This is a genomic window from Escherichia sp. HH26CH, assembly GCF_009820205.1.
Lineage (GTDB): Bacteria > Pseudomonadota > Gammaproteobacteria > Enterobacterales > Enterobacteriaceae > Escherichia > Escherichia coli_F.
Genome location: NZ_VNXM01000073.1, coordinates 1 through 16,510, shown reverse-complemented (window position 1 = coordinate 16,510; position 16,510 = coordinate 1). Strand labels below are relative to the sequence as shown.

Annotated in this window: 17 protein-coding genes and 1 tRNA gene; 12 read left to right on the top strand and 6 right to left on the bottom strand. The window is 49.0% G+C overall.

Annotated elements, in window-relative coordinates; translation table 11 throughout:
• Position 1: 1 nt before the first annotated feature.
• The 6 genes from FQ015_RS23390 to FQ015_RS23365 all read right to left on the bottom strand — a co-directional run bounded on the left by FQ015_RS23390 (position 2) and on the right by FQ015_RS23365 (position 6,534).
• Positions 2 to 1,243: a methylaspartate ammonia-lyase gene (locus FQ015_RS23390; RefSeq protein ID WP_000695028.1), complete on the bottom strand. Its 1,242-nt coding sequence runs from the start codon at positions 1,241 to 1,243 to the stop codon at positions 2 to 4.
• Entirely contained in the window at positions 1,243 to 2,688 is a 1,446-nt protein-coding gene (locus FQ015_RS23385; protein WP_000423319.1) for a methylaspartate mutase subunit E, read from the bottom strand. The genes FQ015_RS23390 and FQ015_RS23385 overlap by 1 nt, the downstream gene beginning before the upstream one ends.
• 18 nt (positions 2,689 to 2,706) lie before the next feature.
• Positions 2,707 to 4,095 (bottom strand): methylaspartate mutase accessory protein GlmL, encoded by a 1,389-nt coding sequence (glmL, locus tag FQ015_RS23380; RefSeq protein ID WP_074501070.1) that lies wholly within the window; start codon positions 4,093 to 4,095, stop codon positions 2,707 to 2,709.
• On the bottom strand, positions 4,095 to 4,544 hold the full coding sequence (gene glmS, locus FQ015_RS23375; RefSeq protein ID WP_000710387.1) for a methylaspartate mutase subunit S: 450 nt from the start codon (positions 4,542 to 4,544) through the stop codon (positions 4,095 to 4,097). The genes glmL and glmS overlap by 1 nt, the downstream gene beginning before the upstream one ends.
• Positions 4,545 to 5,087: 543 nt before the next feature.
• The gene (locus FQ015_RS23370) at positions 5,088 to 5,510 is read right to left on the bottom strand and encodes a hypothetical protein (RefSeq protein ID WP_074497578.1); all 423 of its coding nucleotides are present in this window, start codon (positions 5,508 to 5,510) and stop codon (positions 5,088 to 5,090) included.
• Between the two features lie 79 nt (positions 5,511 to 5,589).
• Positions 5,590 to 6,534 carry a hypothetical protein gene (locus tag FQ015_RS23365; protein WP_000522009.1) on the bottom strand — a complete coding sequence of 315 codons (945 nt, stop codon included), beginning with the start codon at positions 6,532 to 6,534 and terminating at the stop codon, positions 5,590 to 5,592.
• Positions 6,535 to 7,338: 804 nt separating this feature from the next.
• On the opposite strand from FQ015_RS23365, the gene cydA reads away from it, so the two are divergent.
• The 12 genes from cydA (at position 7,339) to FQ015_RS23305 (ending at position 16,510) form a co-directional block, all read left to right on the top strand.
• A complete protein-coding gene (gene cydA / locus FQ015_RS23360) occupies positions 7,339 to 8,907 on the top strand; it encodes a cytochrome ubiquinol oxidase subunit I (RefSeq protein WP_000884361.1) in 1,569 nt (522 codons plus the stop codon).
• 15 nt (positions 8,908 to 8,922) lie between these two features.
• Positions 8,923 to 10,062, top strand: a complete 1,140-nt coding sequence (gene cydB / locus FQ015_RS23355) for a cytochrome d ubiquinol oxidase subunit II (protein ID WP_160524559.1) — start codon at positions 8,923 to 8,925, stop codon at positions 10,060 to 10,062.
• Between the two features lie 14 nt (positions 10,063 to 10,076).
• Positions 10,077 to 10,190, top strand: a complete 114-nt coding sequence (gene cydX, locus FQ015_RS23350) for a cytochrome bd-I oxidase subunit CydX (protein ID WP_000270282.1) — start codon at positions 10,077 to 10,079, stop codon at positions 10,188 to 10,190.
• Positions 10,190 to 10,483: a cyd operon protein YbgE gene (ybgE, locus tag FQ015_RS23345; protein WP_000034602.1), complete on the top strand. Its 294-nt coding sequence runs from the start codon at positions 10,190 to 10,192 to the stop codon at positions 10,481 to 10,483. Before cydX ends, ybgE begins: the two co-directional genes overlap by 1 nt.
• Positions 10,484 to 10,632: 149 nt before the next feature.
• Positions 10,633 to 11,037, top strand: coding sequence for a tol-pal system-associated acyl-CoA thioesterase (gene ybgC, locus FQ015_RS23340; protein ID WP_001098384.1), 405 nt, complete (start codon positions 10,633 to 10,635; stop codon positions 11,035 to 11,037).
• Positions 11,034 to 11,726, top strand: coding sequence for a Tol-Pal system protein TolQ (gene tolQ / locus FQ015_RS23335; protein WP_000131314.1), 693 nt, complete (start codon positions 11,034 to 11,036; stop codon positions 11,724 to 11,726). The genes ybgC and tolQ overlap by 4 nt, the downstream gene beginning before the upstream one ends.
• A 3-nt stretch (positions 11,727 to 11,729) precedes the next feature.
• The gene (gene tolR, locus FQ015_RS23330; RefSeq protein ID WP_000090097.1) at positions 11,730 to 12,158 is read left to right on the top strand and encodes a colicin uptake protein TolR; all 429 of its coding nucleotides are present in this window, start codon (positions 11,730 to 11,732) and stop codon (positions 12,156 to 12,158) included.
• A 64-nt stretch (positions 12,159 to 12,222) separates the two neighbouring features.
• Positions 12,223 to 13,488: a cell envelope integrity protein TolA gene (gene tolA / locus FQ015_RS23325; protein ID WP_032302713.1), complete on the top strand. Its 1,266-nt coding sequence runs from the start codon at positions 12,223 to 12,225 to the stop codon at positions 13,486 to 13,488.
• Positions 13,489 to 13,620: 132 nt separating this feature from the next.
• Entirely contained in the window at positions 13,621 to 14,913 is a 1,293-nt protein-coding gene (gene tolB, locus FQ015_RS23320; RefSeq protein WP_001295307.1) for a Tol-Pal system beta propeller repeat protein TolB, read from the top strand.
• Positions 14,914 to 14,947: 34 nt separating this feature from the next.
• Positions 14,948 to 15,469 (top strand): peptidoglycan-associated lipoprotein Pal, encoded by a 522-nt coding sequence (gene pal / locus FQ015_RS23315; RefSeq protein ID WP_001295306.1) that lies wholly within the window; start codon positions 14,948 to 14,950, stop codon positions 15,467 to 15,469.
• Positions 15,470 to 15,478: 9 nt separating this feature from the next.
• Positions 15,479 to 16,270: a cell division protein CpoB gene (gene cpoB, locus FQ015_RS23310; RefSeq protein WP_000097569.1), complete on the top strand. Its 792-nt coding sequence runs from the start codon at positions 15,479 to 15,481 to the stop codon at positions 16,268 to 16,270.
• Between the two features lie 164 nt (positions 16,271 to 16,434).
• Positions 16,435 to 16,510, top strand: a tRNA-Lys gene (locus tag FQ015_RS23305).

Below are 16,510 nucleotides of genomic sequence, written 5' to 3'. Positions count from 1 at the left end.
GTTAATCCTTAGCCTGCAACAGCGCGATAGTACGATTCATTTCGTTGAAGACGATATCGAGGCCTTCGTCAAAGCCCATCCCTGGTTTTACCAGCATACGCATGGGGCGAGCAGCAAGGGCGACGTGGACACAGGTGCGGGCACTGACATCAGTTTCATTGCAGGTGCCGCCCTGGTACGCTTCCATGCTGTGGCTGTTGCAATAAAGAACTGCATCGACGATGTTGTGAATACTGCCCAGATCCGGGGTTTTGATTTGCACCATGTGGCAACTGGCGGCATCAGTGAAATCAACAATATCCTGGTAGGTGTTACACCATTCATCGGCCACAATTTTCACGCCGGAACCGAGGCGCGTCAGCTCTTTGGTAATCGCGGTCAGCAGGCGAATTTGATCGGGCTTGTTACCGGCATCGACCGGCCCTTCAATGTAGAGCGGCAGGCCTTGCGCTTCTTTTTCCAGGCTGGCGATGTATTGCGCACAGCGAAGCGGATCCATATCGAAGATCAGACCGATAGTGCCGTATACATCGATGTGCAGGGTTGGGTAGTAGCGTGCGCTGGTGCGCTTGCTCAGAATGCGATCCGACAACCAGCGGACATATTCGCGCAGTTTTTCACCTTTAAAGCCCAGCTTCTCTTCGACGTTATTAATCAGCGCATGGGGCAGCACGTCGATGCCCTTAAGGATCATCTTATCGACGGCGATATATCGATCGTCGCCGCTCTGACCAAATAATGGAATGGATTCCGCTACGCGTGGCAACTGCCATTCATCACAGACCACTTCAGTTTTTAGACGGCCGGTTGCCAGCGCGGTAGCATCAAGCAGCGCCTGTGATAATCCGTAACGTACGGCGGTATGCAGCAAGTTGCCGTCAATACGCAATTTGTCGAAGAAACGGGCATTCGGCAGGAAAGCATCCACATCGCGGCCTACCAGTAATGGCTTGATATGGTCGTTGAGGAACGGAATAAAGTGCTCTGCGAGGAACAGTGGATCGCGACCGCCTGCCCCGGAATACTGTACGGCAGCACAGTCGCCTACGGCGACCGCACCGTTTTCCAGAATCAACTGAACCGAAACGCACTCCCCGGCCTGACGTACGGCGTTAAACCCCTGTGTTACCGGCTCTCCGGTATAAAAAAAGCCGTCGTGACCCGCTCCGTTTTTTATCGCCTGCTGGTCATCGAAATAGAATGAAGAGTAGCCAGCGGTGAAAAGGGCCTGTTTTATTTTCATTATGGTCTTCCTATTAATTTACTGTGGGATACAGCATTGATGTCATCTACAACCATCTGGAATGTCGGTTGGCGTCCTTCAAAGCGCGCGCGTTCAGCAACGTAATCGTGGTGGAGGTCGAGAATATCTTTTGGCAATGGAACGGCTCCGGCCTCCAGTACGCGAATCGCGCCAGTGTTGTCACGGACCGGAAGAATTTTGCCTGCGTTGCAGGCGGCTGGCGCAAACGGCACATCCAGTACGCCCGCTTCAAATGCCAGCACCGTACCGCGCGCAATATCACCATTACCCAGTTCGAACACTTTGTTCAGTACCGCGCGAACCTCGCTCTTAATCAGTTCAATTTCTAGTTCAACCGCCGGGCACGGCGGGAATTTCTGCTCGTTGACCATGTTGAGCATCTGGCGGGAGGCTTTTAGCCCCTGAATGTTGGCAGCAGCAGTCGGGATGCCCCAGGCTTCGTGCGGACTTTTGGTGATGACTTTGGTGGCACCAGACATCCCCGCGACGGCTGCACCCCAGGAGATAATGGCGAACGCTTTCGATTCGTCTTCCGGAAAGCCGCCCATCCACTGGTGAAACACGGTACTTAATTCATAGTCGGTATAGCCATAGTTCTGAAAGTATTCGTGTGCAAGTTCACGCAGAGACTGGATCGCCGCGACATCCTGCGTCAGGCTGCCGACCTGACCATAACCAACGGTGATAGACTTCACACCCTGTTCCAGTGCCAGCAAGCCTTCGATTATTGCGATAGAGTGCGAGATAAACGGCGGGATTAGCGTACCCGTTAGTGGGCCAAACGGTTCGCGGTTGATGCGGATCCCGTGTTCTTCATACATCCCCATTAAACGATCGCAGTACTGCCAGTCGCGGATCGATTTTTCCAGCGTTACGCGCTTGGCATACGGAATATTGTAGGAAATGCCGCCGCCTTCATAACTGGTAAAGCCGCTGGCCATCGAGATTTCAGCCAGCAAACGCGCATCTGGCGTGCCGTGGCGGATCTGTAGCGGTTTTTGCAGAGTTTCGGTGAGGCGACGGCAAGCTGCGACGCCGTGGTTAACTACCGGTAAACCGTTCAGTTTAGAGGTTCCGGCTTCGATGGATTTTTTAATCCCTACAGCCGCTTCTTCGTACCGATTCAGACGGGTATATGCATCGATAGTGCTCGGCAGCAGATCGCACTCTTCTTGTAGTGTTTTCAGTAGTTCGATGTGTTCGTCCATCAGCGCCACGCCTGCGCGCGGTTGGCTAAGGGTTTTACCTTCCTTGTCTGCTTTCAGCAGGGCAAGAGAGAAGCGTTTATGCTCAGGAATGGTTTGTTGGTATTTAACGCCATCTTCAAAGTTTTCAACATCCTTGCCGGTTTCCCAGGTTTTCAATACCTGTTGCCGCTCGGTCATGAATTCGTCATGGGTTAATTTCTTATTTCGAAGTTCCATTGATTGCAGCCTTAATTGTTATAGGGTTAAGCATTGAATACTGGTGCGCGCGGCGGCCAGCGGATCGACTCTGGCGACGTTTGCCAGCAGTGGTAATAGCCCCCAGGAATCGCGGTAATATTCAAATTCGGTCGGTAAGAGAATGCGTTTACCGTCGTCGTTTAACTCGCGGTATTTCAACCAGTGATGCATATCGAACTGACTGGCACGCGAGAGCCATCCGCCGGAACCCACGACTTTACGCACGGTTGTCAGGTCACGTCCCATCTGTAAATCGACATTGCCGACGCAGGTGCAGACCTCTTTTTTGGTGCCCGCATGTCTTTCGGTGGCATAACCCACACACAGTCCGGCCAGGACGGTATCGAAATATTTTTCATCTGCATTCGCGGGTAAGTAGTCGGGATGAGCGACTAGATGACGGAGGTAATGATAAAAAGCGTCCAACTGTGCGGGTTGCTGAGCAAAATTCACACTGACTAACTCTTTCGCACTTTCACCAACCACCATTGCCGAGACGCGCATTCCCAGATCGCCTTCCACCGTCCGTTTTACGAAGGGTTCCGGTACGCCATGTAAAACAGTGTCGGGCGAGAGCGTGTTGGCACAGGCGGAATAGACATCGGTGGTTGCGCCGCCCATGTCGATCAGCATGAACTCTTTCCAGCTGTGATCGACGTTACTGATTGCCTTCACCAGTTCAAAGACCGTCCATGGTGTCGGCATTGGTTCTTCGCCTGTTTTATCAACAATGACATCCAGCCCTTTCCCTTTAACGATGCGTTTAAGGAATATGTCGCAGATAGCCTGGCGTGCAGCTAAAGGGTTCGGATGGTCAAGATCGGGCAGAACGTTGTCGACGATGGTCAGGTCTTTATGCCCGAGGATCTCCTGCACCTTGTCCTGAATATCCCGGTTTCCGGCATAAATAATGGCGCAGTCGAGTTTGGATTCTGCCAGCACACGGGCGTTATTCAGTCCGTAGCTTTCTTCTCCGCCGTCGGTGCCGCCGGTGAACAAGAGAATATCGGGCTGCGTTTCTTCCAGTGCCTGGATATCACGGCGGTTCAGCTTGTAGGCGTAATATTGCGCAATTTTAGCACCCGCAGAGTGAGCGGTTACTTTCGCGGTTTCCAGGGTGATAGAAGGCACCAATCCCATTGCGGCAACCGCCAGCCCACCTTTGGCAGAGGAGGAATACTTCAATGCAACCTCACCACGGTTTAACAGGGGGAGGGCATTATCTACGTTTAACACCTGGTTAAGGCTGGAGAAAAATCCCTCTGCCAGATGATGGATGGTGGTTGGGGTCAGAACGTGGTTAACCAACGTTAACGCGTCCCCCTCCCGGGTGAAGAGGGCTGCTTTGGTCCACGTCGATCCAATATCGACAGAGACGATTTGCATCAGATTGCCTCTTCAAGAATGCGAGTATCAACGTCATGACGTTGGTTGATATCGTGGGCCATCAGCTGACAAACATCTTCTAAGTCATGACTTGGGGAAAAGACGCGATCAAATCCCATCTCTTTGAACTTGGTTTCCACGTCAGCGAAGTCATGTTTTCCGACCAGCAGGTTGCCGCCCACATAGAGCAGGATGTCCCCCAAGCCACGCTCAATGCAGCGTTCGCGCATGCCCAGACAGTCGATATCGCCATGCCCATAGATAGAGGAGACGACAATTGCGTCAGCGCCAGTTTCAATGGCAGCATCAATATATTCGTCCTGGCTGACCATTACGCCCAGATTAATGACTCTGAAGTCATGGTTGCTAAAAACGCGGTCCAGAACTTTATTGCCTACTGCATGGCAGTCCGCGCCAATAACGCCAATCACAAGTGTTGCTTTCTTCATGGGTAATCCTTTGTAAGACAGAGAGTAAATTAAGTTACACACGTCGTATTTATGGCCGTTCATAACGGCACAGGTTTAATATCAGAGGAGTGTCTTTATCTGACCGTAATGTTGCAATTGATCTATTTTCAAAATGTCTTTCGGGAAATGATTGTTTAAAGTGTGTTTTTAAATTCTCATTTTAATTCAGCGTGTTATGTCAACTAATGTCATGAATGTTAAATTTTTAAAATTAACTTTATTTGATGTATTGAGATAATTGTGATCAACTTCTAATTTGCATTTTGGGGAGATTTTTTAGCCATGAGTAATACATTTTGTAAAATTTAACTTGAATTTCACTGCAATTCATCTCTGCTTAATGTAAAAAAAATGTTGAATATAACAAATGGTTAATGATTTATACGAATTATGCCCTTTGTTAGTTCTTTTGATTGTTCGTAAAAAAGAGAGGCACATGAAGGTGCTACCAGTACGAGTAACGTTAATCAAAGATTCTAATACTTCTGGCATAAATGCAGGACAGGTTCGCACAGAGTGGATTTAATCAGTATAATCCTCATAAAATAGTTCAGAATTATTTGAATCATTAACGGTGATTTGATGTCGATGTTCAGAAATAGCTGAGTCAATCAATGAAGACAGTATCGAAAAAATGACTGTGTCAGAACTAATTTCAATTAATCCTTCTCGTTGCTGACCAAAAAAGATATTTATCTTGATTTCATTTGTACTACGGCAATCAATATGCAGTAATTTTTGATCGCTGAGATTTTCCGTTTCATAAATGTTTTTGGCGAGTGTCGGGTGTAATGATGCCAGACATCTGCTCAGATAAGCCAGATCCTTTAGGGAATACCCCACTGAGTAGAGGATGTCAGAGAATTTTTGTGTGTTTACTGTTATCTCTGAAGTGCATGTTGCATTGACAGGAAGAGTATTAAAAGAGAGCTGAGATGGGGTCATGATTTAAATATCACCGTGAGGAATAAAAATCAACCCCGGGCACTGTTTAGCAATATTTTACACAGGGCTGTATAGAAAATTAAAGTATTTGATTGGCGTCGGTTAACTGATCAATAACTAGTGCTAAATTGGTAAACATTTTGAAATGTCGATACTGGCTCGGAATATCATTTTCAAAGACGAAGGATTCAAGGTTATTGTCTGAAAAATAAAGGACAAGTGTTGCTGATTCGTCAGGGGAAATATGGAAATATATCTGGTTACCAGACGGAGGATTGTCCAGAAGAAGAGCATCTTTGCCCGTCACATACCTGTTATGGTCGTGGACACTACGCTCACACTTCATCAGAGGTGTCATGATACTCATGTATTCATCTGATGTTAATATATTAAAATCGCCATTCATTTTAAAGAAACGATAAAGTATCAGTACATCCTCTAGCGTAACCGGTTGGTTTGTTTTCAGAGGGAAATAAGTGGGAACCAGAAGATGAGGTTCTAATCTATTTTGTTGGGCGCTATAACTGAATTTAAACATAAATTCCGGATCGCTCATCAATTTAGAAACATAATTATGCCTGGCTTCAAAGGTTTTAATTTTTACCAGGTTAAATAAATCTGGTTCTTCATCCTGTATTAAAAGACATTGGCCATAACAGAAAGGTTTTTTTTCATTATAAGCAGAAACGGTTATTCTGTCAGGAGTGTCAACGTTATATCCAAAAGCCAGATAGTTACCCTCCTCATCGCGATCTGTTTCCAGGCTATTTAAATTCATCACATTAAGTGTTTTCAATGCTGATTCAATGAGTTGTTGACCCTCTGAGGTAAATGTTTTGCGCTGCGTTGTATAAAGTGTATCGATACCAACGACTATCCGATGTGGGTCAAGGATGGCGGCAATCAACTTTATTACCTGCACAGTCACGGGTGATGTCATTGATTCGTTATCTGTTTTTAGAGGATCATTTGATGGCCAACCAGAGAAGCGATTGACAACAGAACCTATATTATCAAGACCCATGGCAGCAACCTCATTGTAATCAAGCGAGGCGCTCAGCGTACCCGGCTATAGAAAAACTAACTTGCAAAAATCGCTCATTTTTCGTTTATCAGGCGAAAGTTGCCTGTGTTCATGCAGACACAGTCGCCTCTGTTAAGCGATATCTCTCTCATCGATACTTATTGGTGATTATTACAAATGAAACAATAACATGGCGGTCTTACGGCGATGCTCATAAAGGCAACAATCAATTAACTTTGATAAAAATATGTTATGTAAAATAGCAACAAATTGGCTACTCTAATCAATTGGTATTATAAAAAGTTGATAAGGCGATTCTGTTAAATAAAACACTGGTTTTTTATCTATGTCTTTTTATTGTAATAATTGTGTTACATAAATATTTCACAATAAATTAACAATAAAATTACCAATGGTCTATGGTTTATACATAATTAACATATTTGACTGGTTTTGATATAAATCAATTTTTAATTCTTGAAAAAAATCTGCAAAACACGATAAATTGTCGTAGATCAAATTGGTGAGGTCGTGACAATTTCGCTATAAATTGATCACTGTCGAAAAATGCAAATTTGCTCAATAAAAACCTGTTTATTGTAAGGATTTTGCGGCGTAATATAATTACGGGATCAATTTGGTTTATTCATTAACATATTTGTAACTTTTTTATCATTGTCTTTTCCACTTTTGAGGAAAAGGCAGCGATAGAGGCGAGCAAATAATTTTGTATTGGGGCATGCGTGTGACCCTTTCTAACGGGGTTCACTCTCGGAGTCTTCATGCGATGAGCAAGGAGTCATGATGTTAGATATAGTCGAACTGTCGCGCTTACAGTTTGCCTTGACCGCGATGTACCACTTCCTTTTTGTGCCACTGACGCTCGGTATGGCGTTCCTGCTGGCCATTATGGAAACGGTCTACGTCCTTTCCGGCAAACAGATTTATAAAGATATGACCAAGTTCTGGGGCAAGTTGTTTGGTATCAACTTCGCTCTGGGGGTGGCAACCGGTCTGACCATGGAGTTCCAGTTCGGGACTAACTGGTCTTACTATTCCCACTATGTAGGGGATATCTTCGGTGCGCCGCTGGCAATCGAAGGTCTGATGGCCTTCTTCCTCGAATCCACCTTTGTAGGTCTGTTCTTCTTCGGTTGGGATCGTCTGGGTAAAGTTCAGCATATGTGTGTCACCTGGCTGGTGGCGCTTGGTTCAAACCTGTCCGCACTGTGGATTCTGGTTGCGAACGGCTGGATGCAAAACCCAATCGCATCCGATTTCAACTTTGAAACTATGCGTATGGAGATGGTGAGCTTCTCCGAGCTGGTGCTTAACCCGGTTGCTCAGGTGAAATTCGTTCACACTGTAGCGTCTGGTTATGTGACTGGCGCGATGTTCATCCTCGGTATCAGCGCATGGTATATGCTGAAAGGTCGTGACTTCGCCTTCGCTAAACGCTCCTTTGCTATCGCTGCCAGCTTCGGTATGGCTGCCGTTCTGTCTGTTATTGTTCTGGGTGATGAATCTGGTTATGAAATGGGCGACGTGCAGAAAACCAAACTGGCTGCTATTGAAGCCGAGTGGGAAACGCAACCTGCACCTGCTGCCTTTACTCTGTTCGGCATTCCTGATCAGGAAGAGGAGACGAACAAATTTGCGATCCAGATCCCTTACGCGCTGGGCATCATTGCAACGCGTTCCGTGGATACCCCGGTTATCGGCCTGAAAGAGCTGATGGTGCAGCATGAAGAACGCATCCGTAACGGGATGAAGGCGTACTCTCTGCTCGAGCAACTGCGTTCTGGTTCTACTGACCAGGCGGTTCGTGACCAGTTCAATAGCATGAAGAAAGACCTCGGTTACGGTCTGTTGCTGAAACGCTACACGCCAAACGTGGCGGATGCGACTGAAGCGCAGATTCAACAGGCAACCAAAGACTCCATTCCACGTGTAGCGCCGCTGTACTTCGCGTTCCGTATCATGGTGGCGTGTGGCTTCCTGCTGCTGGCAATCATCGCGCTCTCTTTCTGGAGTGTCATCCGCAACCGTATTGGCGAGAAAAAATGGCTGCTGCGCGCCGCACTGTACGGTATTCCGCTGCCGTGGATTGCTGTAGAAGCGGGCTGGTTCGTGGCTGAATATGGTCGCCAACCTTGGGCTATCGGTGAAGTGCTGCCGACAGCTGTAGCGAACTCGTCACTGACCGCAGGCGACCTTATCTTCTCGATGGTGCTGATTTGTGGCCTGTATACCCTGTTCCTGGTGGCAGAATTGTTCTTAATGTTCAAGTTTGCACGCCTCGGCCCAAGCAGCCTGAAAACCGGTCGCTATCACTTTGAGCAGTCTTCCACGACTACTCAGCCGGCACGCTAAGACAGGAGTCGTCAAATGATCGATTATGAAGTATTGCGTTTTATCTGGTGGCTGCTGGTTGGCGTTCTGCTGATTGGTTTTGCAGTCACTGACGGTTTCGACATGGGGGTGGGCATGCTCACCCGTTTCCTCGGTCGTAACGACACCGAGCGTCGAATTATGATTAACTCCATCGCACCACACTGGGACGGTAACCAGGTATGGCTGATCACTGCGGGTGGCGCTCTGTTTGCTGCCTGGCCGATGGTCTATGCCGCTGCGTTCTCCGGCTTCTATGTCGCGATGATCCTCGTGCTGGCGTCTCTGTTCTTCCGTCCGGTCGGTTTTGACTACCGCTCCAAGATTGAAGAAACCCGCTGGCGTAACATGTGGGACTGGGGCATCTTCATTGGTAGCTTCGTTCCGCCGCTGGTGATTGGTGTGGCGTTCGGTAACCTGTTGCAGGGCGTACCGTTTAACGTTGATGAATACCTGCGTCTGTACTACACCGGTAACTTCTTCCAGCTGCTTAACCCGTTCGGCCTGCTGGCTGGCGTGGTGAGCGTAGGGATGATCATTACTCAGGGCGCAACCTATCTGCAGATGCGTACCGTGGGCGAACTGCACCTGCGTACCCGTGCAACGGCTCAGGTGGCGGCACTGGTGACACTAGTCTGCTTCGCACTGGCTGGCGTATGGGTGATGTACGGTATCGATGGTTATGTTGTGAAATCAACAATGGACCATTACGCGGCATCTAACCCACTGAATAAAGAAGTGGTTCGTGAAGCTGGCGCATGGTTGGTGAACTTCAACAACACGCCGGTTCTGTGGGCTATTCCGGTACTGGGTGTGGTTCTGCCTCTGCTGACCATTCTGACTGCACGTATGGATAAAGCGGCGTGGGCGTTTGTGTTCTCCTCCCTGACGCTGGCCTGCATCATCCTGACTGCCGGTATTGCAATGTTCCCGTTTGTGATGCCGTCCAGCACCATGATGAACGCAAGTCTGACAATGTGGGATGCAACTTCCAGCCAGCTGACGCTTAACGTCATGACCTGGGTTGCGGTGGTTCTGGTACCGATCATTCTGCTCTACACCGCCTGGTGCTACTGGAAAATGTTCGGTCGTATCACCAAAGAAGATATTGAACGTAACACCCACTCTCTGTACTAAGTAAGGAGCTAAAAATGTGGTATTTCGCATGGATTCTGGGAACGCTTCTTGCCTGTTCGTTTGGGGTAATCACCGCGCTGGCGCTTGAGCACGTCGAATCAGGCAAAGCCGGTCAAGAAGACATCTGATGAGTAAGATTATCGCAACCTTGTATGCGGTAATGGACAAGCGCCCCCTGCGGGCGCTTTCCTTCGTGATGGCGCTTCTGTTAGCAGGATGTATGTTTTGGGACCCGTCACGTTTCGCCGCGAAGACCAGTGAACTGGAAATCTGGCATGGTTTATTGCTGATGTGGGCCGTCTGTGCTGGTGTTATTCACGGCGTGGGCTTTCGTCCGCAGAAGGTTCTCTGGCAAGGGATTTTTTGCCCTTTGCTTGCCGATATTGTTCTCATTGTCGGGCTGATTTTCTTCTTCTTTTAAATCAGAATTCTCTTTAAAAATTTATGGGCCGCTTCAGGCCCATAAATTTTTACGCTCCCTTAACTTGCCCTCATTCCCAAACCTCAATCGCGCGCGTATAGTAGCAGCGTTTAAAAGCTCTAACTTTTGTTGCATTACCGGGATGTAAAGTGAATACAACGCTGTTTCGATGGCCGGTTCGCGTCTACTATGAAGATACCGATGCCGGTGGTGTGGTGTACCACGCCAGTTACGTCGCTTTTTATGAAAGAGCACGCACAGAGATGCTGCGTCATCATCACTTCAGTCAGCAGGCGCTGATGGCTGAACGCGTTGCCTTTGTGGTGCGTAAAATGACGGTGGAATATTATGCACCTGCGCGGCTCGACGATATGCTCGAAATACAGACTGAAATAACATCAATGCGTGGCACCTCTTTGGTTTTCACGCAACGTATTGTCAACGCCGAGAATACTTTGCTGAATGAAGCAGAGGTTCTGGTTGTTTGCGTTGACCCACTCAAAATGAAGCCTCGTGCGCTTCCCAAGTCTATTGTCGCGGAGTTTAAGCAGTGACTGACATGAATATCCTTGATTTGTTCCTGAAGGCTAGCCTTCTGGTTAAACTTATCATGTTGATTTTGATTGGTTTTTCAATCGCATCCTGGGCCATTATTATCCAGCGGACCCGTATTCTTAACGCAGCGGCGCGCGAAGCCGAAGCGTTTGAAGATAAATTCTGGTCTGGAATCGAACTTTCTCGCCTCTATCAAGAGAGCCAGGGGAAACGGGATAATCTGACCGGTTCGGAACAAATCTTTTACAGCGGGTTCAAAGAGTTTGTGCGCCTACATCGTGCCAATAGCCATGCGCCGGAAGCCGTAGTGGAAGGGGCGTCGCGAGCGATGCGTATTTCCATGAACCGTGAACTTGAAAATCTGGAAACGCACATTCCGTTCCTCGGTACGGTTGGCTCCATCAGCCCGTATATTGGTCTGTTTGGTACGGTCTGGGGGATCATGCACGCCTTTATCGCCCTCGGGGCGGTAAAACAAGCAACACTGCAAATGGTTGCGCCCGGTATCGCAGAAGCGTTGATTGCGACGGCAATTGGTCTGTTCGCCGCAATTCCGGCGGTAATGGCTTATAACCGCCTCAACCAGCGCGTAAACAAACTGGAACTGAATTACGACAACTTTATGGAAGAGTTTACCGCGATTCTGCACCGCCAGGCGTTTACCGTTAGCGAGAGCAACAAGGGGTAAGCCATGGCCAGAGCGCGTGGACGAGGTCGTCGCGATCTCAAGTCCGAAATCAACATTGTACCGTTGCTGGACGTACTGCTGGTGCTGTTGCTGATCTTTATGGCGACAGCGCCCATCATCACCCAGAGCGTGGAGGTCGATCTGCCAGACGCTACTGAATCACAGGCGGTGAGCAGTAACGATAATCCGCCAGTGATTGTTGAAGTGTCTGGTATTGGTCAGTACACCGTGGTGGTTGAGAAAGATCGCCTGGAGCGTTTACCACCAGAGCAGGTGGTGGCGGAAGTGTCCAGCCGTTTCAAGGCCAACCCGAAAACGGTCTTTCTGATCGGTGGCGCAAAAGATGTGCCTTACGATGAAATAATTAAAGCACTGAACTTGTTACATAGTGCGGGTGTGAAATCGGTTGGTTTAATGACGCAGCCTATCTAAACATCTGCGTTTCCCTTGCTTGAAAGAGAGCGGGTAACAGGCGAACAGTTTTTGGAAACCGAGAGTGTCAAAGGCAACCGAACAAAACGACAAGCTCAAGCGGGCGATAATTATTTCAGCAGTGCTGCATGTCATCTTATTTGCGGCGCTGATCTGGAGTTCGTTCGATGAGAATATAGAAGCTTCAGCCGGAGGCGGCGGTGGTTCGTCCATCGACGCTGTCATGGTTGATTCAGGTGCGGTAGTTGAGCAGTACAAACGCATGCAAAGCCAGGAATCAAGCGCGAAGCGTTCTGATGAGCAGCGCAAGATGAAGGAACAGCAGGCTGCTGAAGAACTGCGTGAGAAACAAGCGGCTGAACAGGAACGCCTGAAGCAACTTGAGAAAGAGCGGTTAGCTGCTCAGGAACAGAAAAAGCAGGCTGAAGAAGCCGCAAAACAGGCCGAGTTAAAGCAGAAGCAAGCGGAAGAGGCGGCAGCGAAAGCGGCGGCAGATGCTAAAGCGAAGGCTGAAGCGGATGCAAAAGCTGCGGAAGAAGCAGCGAAGAAAGCGGCTGCAGACGCGAAGAAAAAAGCAGAAGCAGAAGCCGCCAAAGCCGCAGCCGAAGCGCAGAAAAAAGCCGAAGCAGCCGCTGCGGCGCTGAAGAAGAAAGCGGAAGCGGCAGAAGCAGCTGCAGCTGAAGCAAGAAAAAAAGCGGCAACTGAAGCTGCTGAAAAAACCAAGGCAGAAGCTGAGAAGAAAGCGGCTGCTGAAAAGGCTGCAGCTGATAAGAAAGCAGCGGCAGAGAAAGCTGCAGCCGACAAAAAAGCAGCAGAAAAAGCGGCTGCTGAAAAGGCAGCAGCTGATAAGAAAGCAGCGGCAGAAAAAGCCGCCGCAGACAAAAAAGCGGCAGCGGCAAAAGCTGCAGCTGAAAAAGCCGCTGCAGCAAAAGCTGCCGCAGAGGCAGATGATATTTTCGGTGAGCTAAGCTCTGGTAAGAATGCACCGAAAACGGGGGGAGGGGCGAAAGGGAACAATGCTTCGCCTGCCGGGAGTGGTAATACTAAAAACAATGGCGCATCAGGGGCCGATATCAATAACTATGCCGGGCAGATTAAATCTGCTATCGAAAGTAAGTTCTATGACGCATCGTCCTATGCAGGCAAGACCTGTACGCTGCGCATAAAACTGGCACCCGATGGTATGTTACTGGATATCAAACCTGAAGGTGGCGATCCCGCACTTTGTCAGGCTGCGTTGGCAGCAGCTAAACTTGCGAAGATCCCGAAACCACCAAGCCAGGCAGTATATGAAGTGTTCAAAAACGCGCCATTGGACTTCAAACCGTAATCGCGATGCTGACTGTTCCGACGGTCAACATCAGACACCGGTTGCCACGGGGTTCTGGTAGTTTTGTGTATTTTAGTTTGTTAACATTCTGCTAAATTATCGTGGGCCATCGGTCCAGATAAGGGAGATATGATGAAGCAGGCATTACGAGTAGCATTTGGTTTTCTCATACTGTGGGCATCAGTTCTGCATGCTGAAGTCCGCATTGTGATCGACAGCGGTGTAGATTCCGGTCGTCCTATTGGCGTTGTTCCTTTCCAGTGGGCGGGTCCTGGTGCAGCACCTGAAGATATTGGCGGCATCGTTGCTGCTGACTTGCGTAACAGCGGTAAATTTAATCCATTAGATCGCGCTCGTCTGCCACAGCAGCCGGGTAGTGCGCAGGAAGTTCAACCAGCTGCATGGTCTGCGCTGGGTATTGACGCTGTGGTTGTCGGCCAGGTCACTCCGAATCCGGACGGCTCTTACAATGTTGCTTATCAACTTGTGGACACTGGCGGCGCACCGGGTACTGTACTTGCTCAGAACTCGTACAAAGTGAACAAGCAGTGGCTGCGTTATGCTGGTCATACCGCCAGTGACGAAGTGTTTGAAAAACTGACCGGCATTAAAGGTGCGTTCCGTACCCGTATTGCCTACGTTGTTCAGACCAACGGCGGTCAGTTCCCGTATGAACTGCGCGTATCTGACTATGACGGTTACAACCAGTTTGTCGTTCACCGTTCTCCGCAGCCGCTGATGTCTCCGGCGTGGTCACCAGACGGTTCTAAACTGGCTTATGTGACCTTCGAAAGCGGTCGTTCCGCGCTGGTCATCCAAACGCTGGCAAATGGCGCTGTACGTCAGGTGGCTTCATTCCCGCGTCACAACGGTGCACCTGCATTCTCGCCAGACGGCAGCAAACTGGCATTCGCCTTGTCGAAAACCGGTAGCCTGAACCTGTACGTAATGGATTTGGCTTCTGGTCAGATCCGCCAGGTGACTGATGGTCGCAGTAACAATACCGAACCGACCTGGTTCCCGGACAGCCAGAACCTGGCATTTACTTCTGACCAGGCCGGTCGTCCGCAGGTTTATAAAGTGAATATCAACGGCGGTGCGCCACAACGTATTACCTGGGAAGGTTCGCAGAACCAGGATGCGGATGTCAGCAGCGACGGTAAATTTATGGTAATGGTCAGCTCCAATGGTGGGCAGCAGCACATTGCCAAACAAGATCTGGCAACGGGAGGCGTACAAGTTCTGTCGTCCACGTTCCTGGATGAAACGCCAAGTCTGGCACCTAACGGCACTATGGTAATCTACAGCTCTTCTCAGGGGATGGGATCCGTGCTGAATTTGGTTTCTACAGATGGGCGTTTCAAAGCGCGTCTTCCGGCAACTGATGGACAGGTCAAATTCCCTGCCTGGTCGCCGTATCTGTGATAATAATTAATTGAATAGTAAAGGAATCATTGAAATGCAACTGAACAAAGTGCTGAAAGGGCTGATGATTGCTCTGCCTGTTATGGCAATTGCGGCATGTTCTTCCAACAAGAACGCCAGCAATGACGGCAGCGAAGGCATGCTGGGTGCCGGCACTGGTATGGATGCGAACGGCGGCAATGGCAACATGTCTTCCGAAGAGCAGGCTCGTCTGCAAATGCAACAGCTGCAGCAGAACAACATCGTTTACTTCGATCTGGACAAGTACGATATCCGTTCTGACTTCGCTCAAATGCTGGATGCACATGCAAACTTCCTGCGTAGCAACCCGTCTTACAAAGTCACCGTAGAAGGTCACGCGGACGAACGTGGTACTCCGGAATACAACATCTCCCTGGGTGAACGTCGTGCGAACGCCGTTAAGATGTACCTGCAGGGTAAAGGCGTTTCTGCAGACCAGATCTCCATCGTTTCTTACGGTAAAGAAAAACCTGCAGTACTGGGTCATGACGAAGCGGCATACTCCAAAAACCGTCGTGCGGTACTGGTTTACTAAGAGAATTGCATGAGCAGTAACTTCAGACATCAACTATTGAGTCTGTCGTTACTGGTTGGTATAGCGGCCCCCTGGGCCGCTTTTGCTCAGGCACCAATCAGTAGTGTCGGCTCAGGCTCGGTCGAAGACCGCGTCACTCAACTTGAGCGTATTTCTAATGCTCACAGCCAGCTTTTAACCCAACTCCAGCAACAACTCTCTGATAATCAATCCGATATTGATTCCCTGCGTGGTCAGATTCAGGAAAATCAGTATCAACTGAATCAGGTCGTGGAGCGGCAAAAGCAGATCCTGTTGCAGATCGATAGCCTCAGCAGCGGTGGTGCAGCGGCGCAATCAACCAGCGGCGATCAAAGCGGTGCGGCGGCATCAACGACGCCGACAGCTGATGCTGGTACTGCGAATGCTGGCGCGCCGGTGAAAAGCGGTGATGCAAACACGGATTACAATGCAGCTATTGCGCTGGTGCAGGATAAATCCCGCCAGGATGACGCAATGGTGGCATTTCAGAATTTCATCAAAAATTACCCTGATTCAACTTACCTGCCAAACGCCAATTATTGGCTGGGTCAGTTAAACTACAACAAGGGTAAAAAAGATGATGCGGCGTATTATTTTGCTTCGGTAGTGAAAAACTATCCGAAGTCACCGAAGGCTGCAGATGCGATGTTTAAAGTCGGCGTCATCATGCAGGACAAAGGTGACACCGCAAAAGCGAAAGCTGTATATCAGCAGGTTATCAGTAAATACCCTGGGACTGATGGCGCAAAACAGGCGCAAAAACGTCTGAACGCGATGTAATGCATAACACACGACCAGAAGTCGCATTATTTCTGGTCGTGTCGTGCGAATCATAAGCAGTTGAGTGATCTACATCGAAATTTTTGTTGCGCTCAAGTCTGAAATCAGTAATATATGCCGCCGTTGCCACGGGATATCAAACAAGCCGAAAGCAACGAAAAAGTGGGTCGTTAGCTCAGTTGGTAGAGCAGTTGACTTTTAATCAATTGGTCGCAGGTTCGAATCCTGCACGACCCACCA

What these genes read in the sequence shown, in the direction of transcription:
- FQ015_RS23390 (WP_000695028.1), bottom strand. Translation starts at nt 1,243, where the DNA reads ATGAAAATAAAACAGGCCCTTTTCACCGCTGGCTACTCTTCATTCTAT.
- FQ015_RS23385 (WP_000423319.1), bottom strand. Translation starts at nt 2,688, where the DNA reads ATGGAACTTCGAAATAAGAAATTAACCCATGACGAATTCATGACCGAG.
- glmL (WP_074501070.1), bottom strand. Translation starts at nt 4,095, where the DNA reads ATGCAAATCGTCTCTGTCGATATTGGATCGACGTGGACCAAAGCAGCC.
- glmS (WP_000710387.1), bottom strand. Translation starts at nt 4,544, where the DNA reads ATGAAGAAAGCAACACTTGTGATTGGCGTTATTGGCGCGGACTGCCAT.
- FQ015_RS23370 (WP_074497578.1), bottom strand. Translation starts at nt 5,510, where the DNA reads ATGACCCCATCTCAGCTCTCTTTTAATACTCTTCCTGTCAATGCAACA.
- FQ015_RS23365 (WP_000522009.1), bottom strand. Translation starts at nt 6,534, where the DNA reads ATGGGTCTTGATAATATAGGTTCTGTTGTCAATCGCTTCTCTGGTTGG.
- cydA (WP_000884361.1), top strand. Translation starts at nt 7,339, where the DNA reads ATGTTAGATATAGTCGAACTGTCGCGCTTACAGTTTGCCTTGACCGCG.
- cydB (WP_160524559.1), top strand. Translation starts at nt 8,923, where the DNA reads ATGATCGATTATGAAGTATTGCGTTTTATCTGGTGGCTGCTGGTTGGC.
- cydX (WP_000270282.1), top strand. Translation starts at nt 10,077, where the DNA reads ATGTGGTATTTCGCATGGATTCTGGGAACGCTTCTTGCCTGTTCGTTT.
- ybgE (WP_000034602.1), top strand. Translation starts at nt 10,190, where the DNA reads ATGAGTAAGATTATCGCAACCTTGTATGCGGTAATGGACAAGCGCCCC.
- tolR (WP_000090097.1), top strand. Translation starts at nt 11,730, where the DNA reads ATGGCCAGAGCGCGTGGACGAGGTCGTCGCGATCTCAAGTCCGAAATC.
- tolB (WP_001295307.1), top strand. Translation starts at nt 13,621, where the DNA reads ATGAAGCAGGCATTACGAGTAGCATTTGGTTTTCTCATACTGTGGGCA.
- pal (WP_001295306.1), top strand. Translation starts at nt 14,948, where the DNA reads ATGCAACTGAACAAAGTGCTGAAAGGGCTGATGATTGCTCTGCCTGTT.
- cpoB (WP_000097569.1), top strand. Translation starts at nt 15,479, where the DNA reads ATGAGCAGTAACTTCAGACATCAACTATTGAGTCTGTCGTTACTGGTT.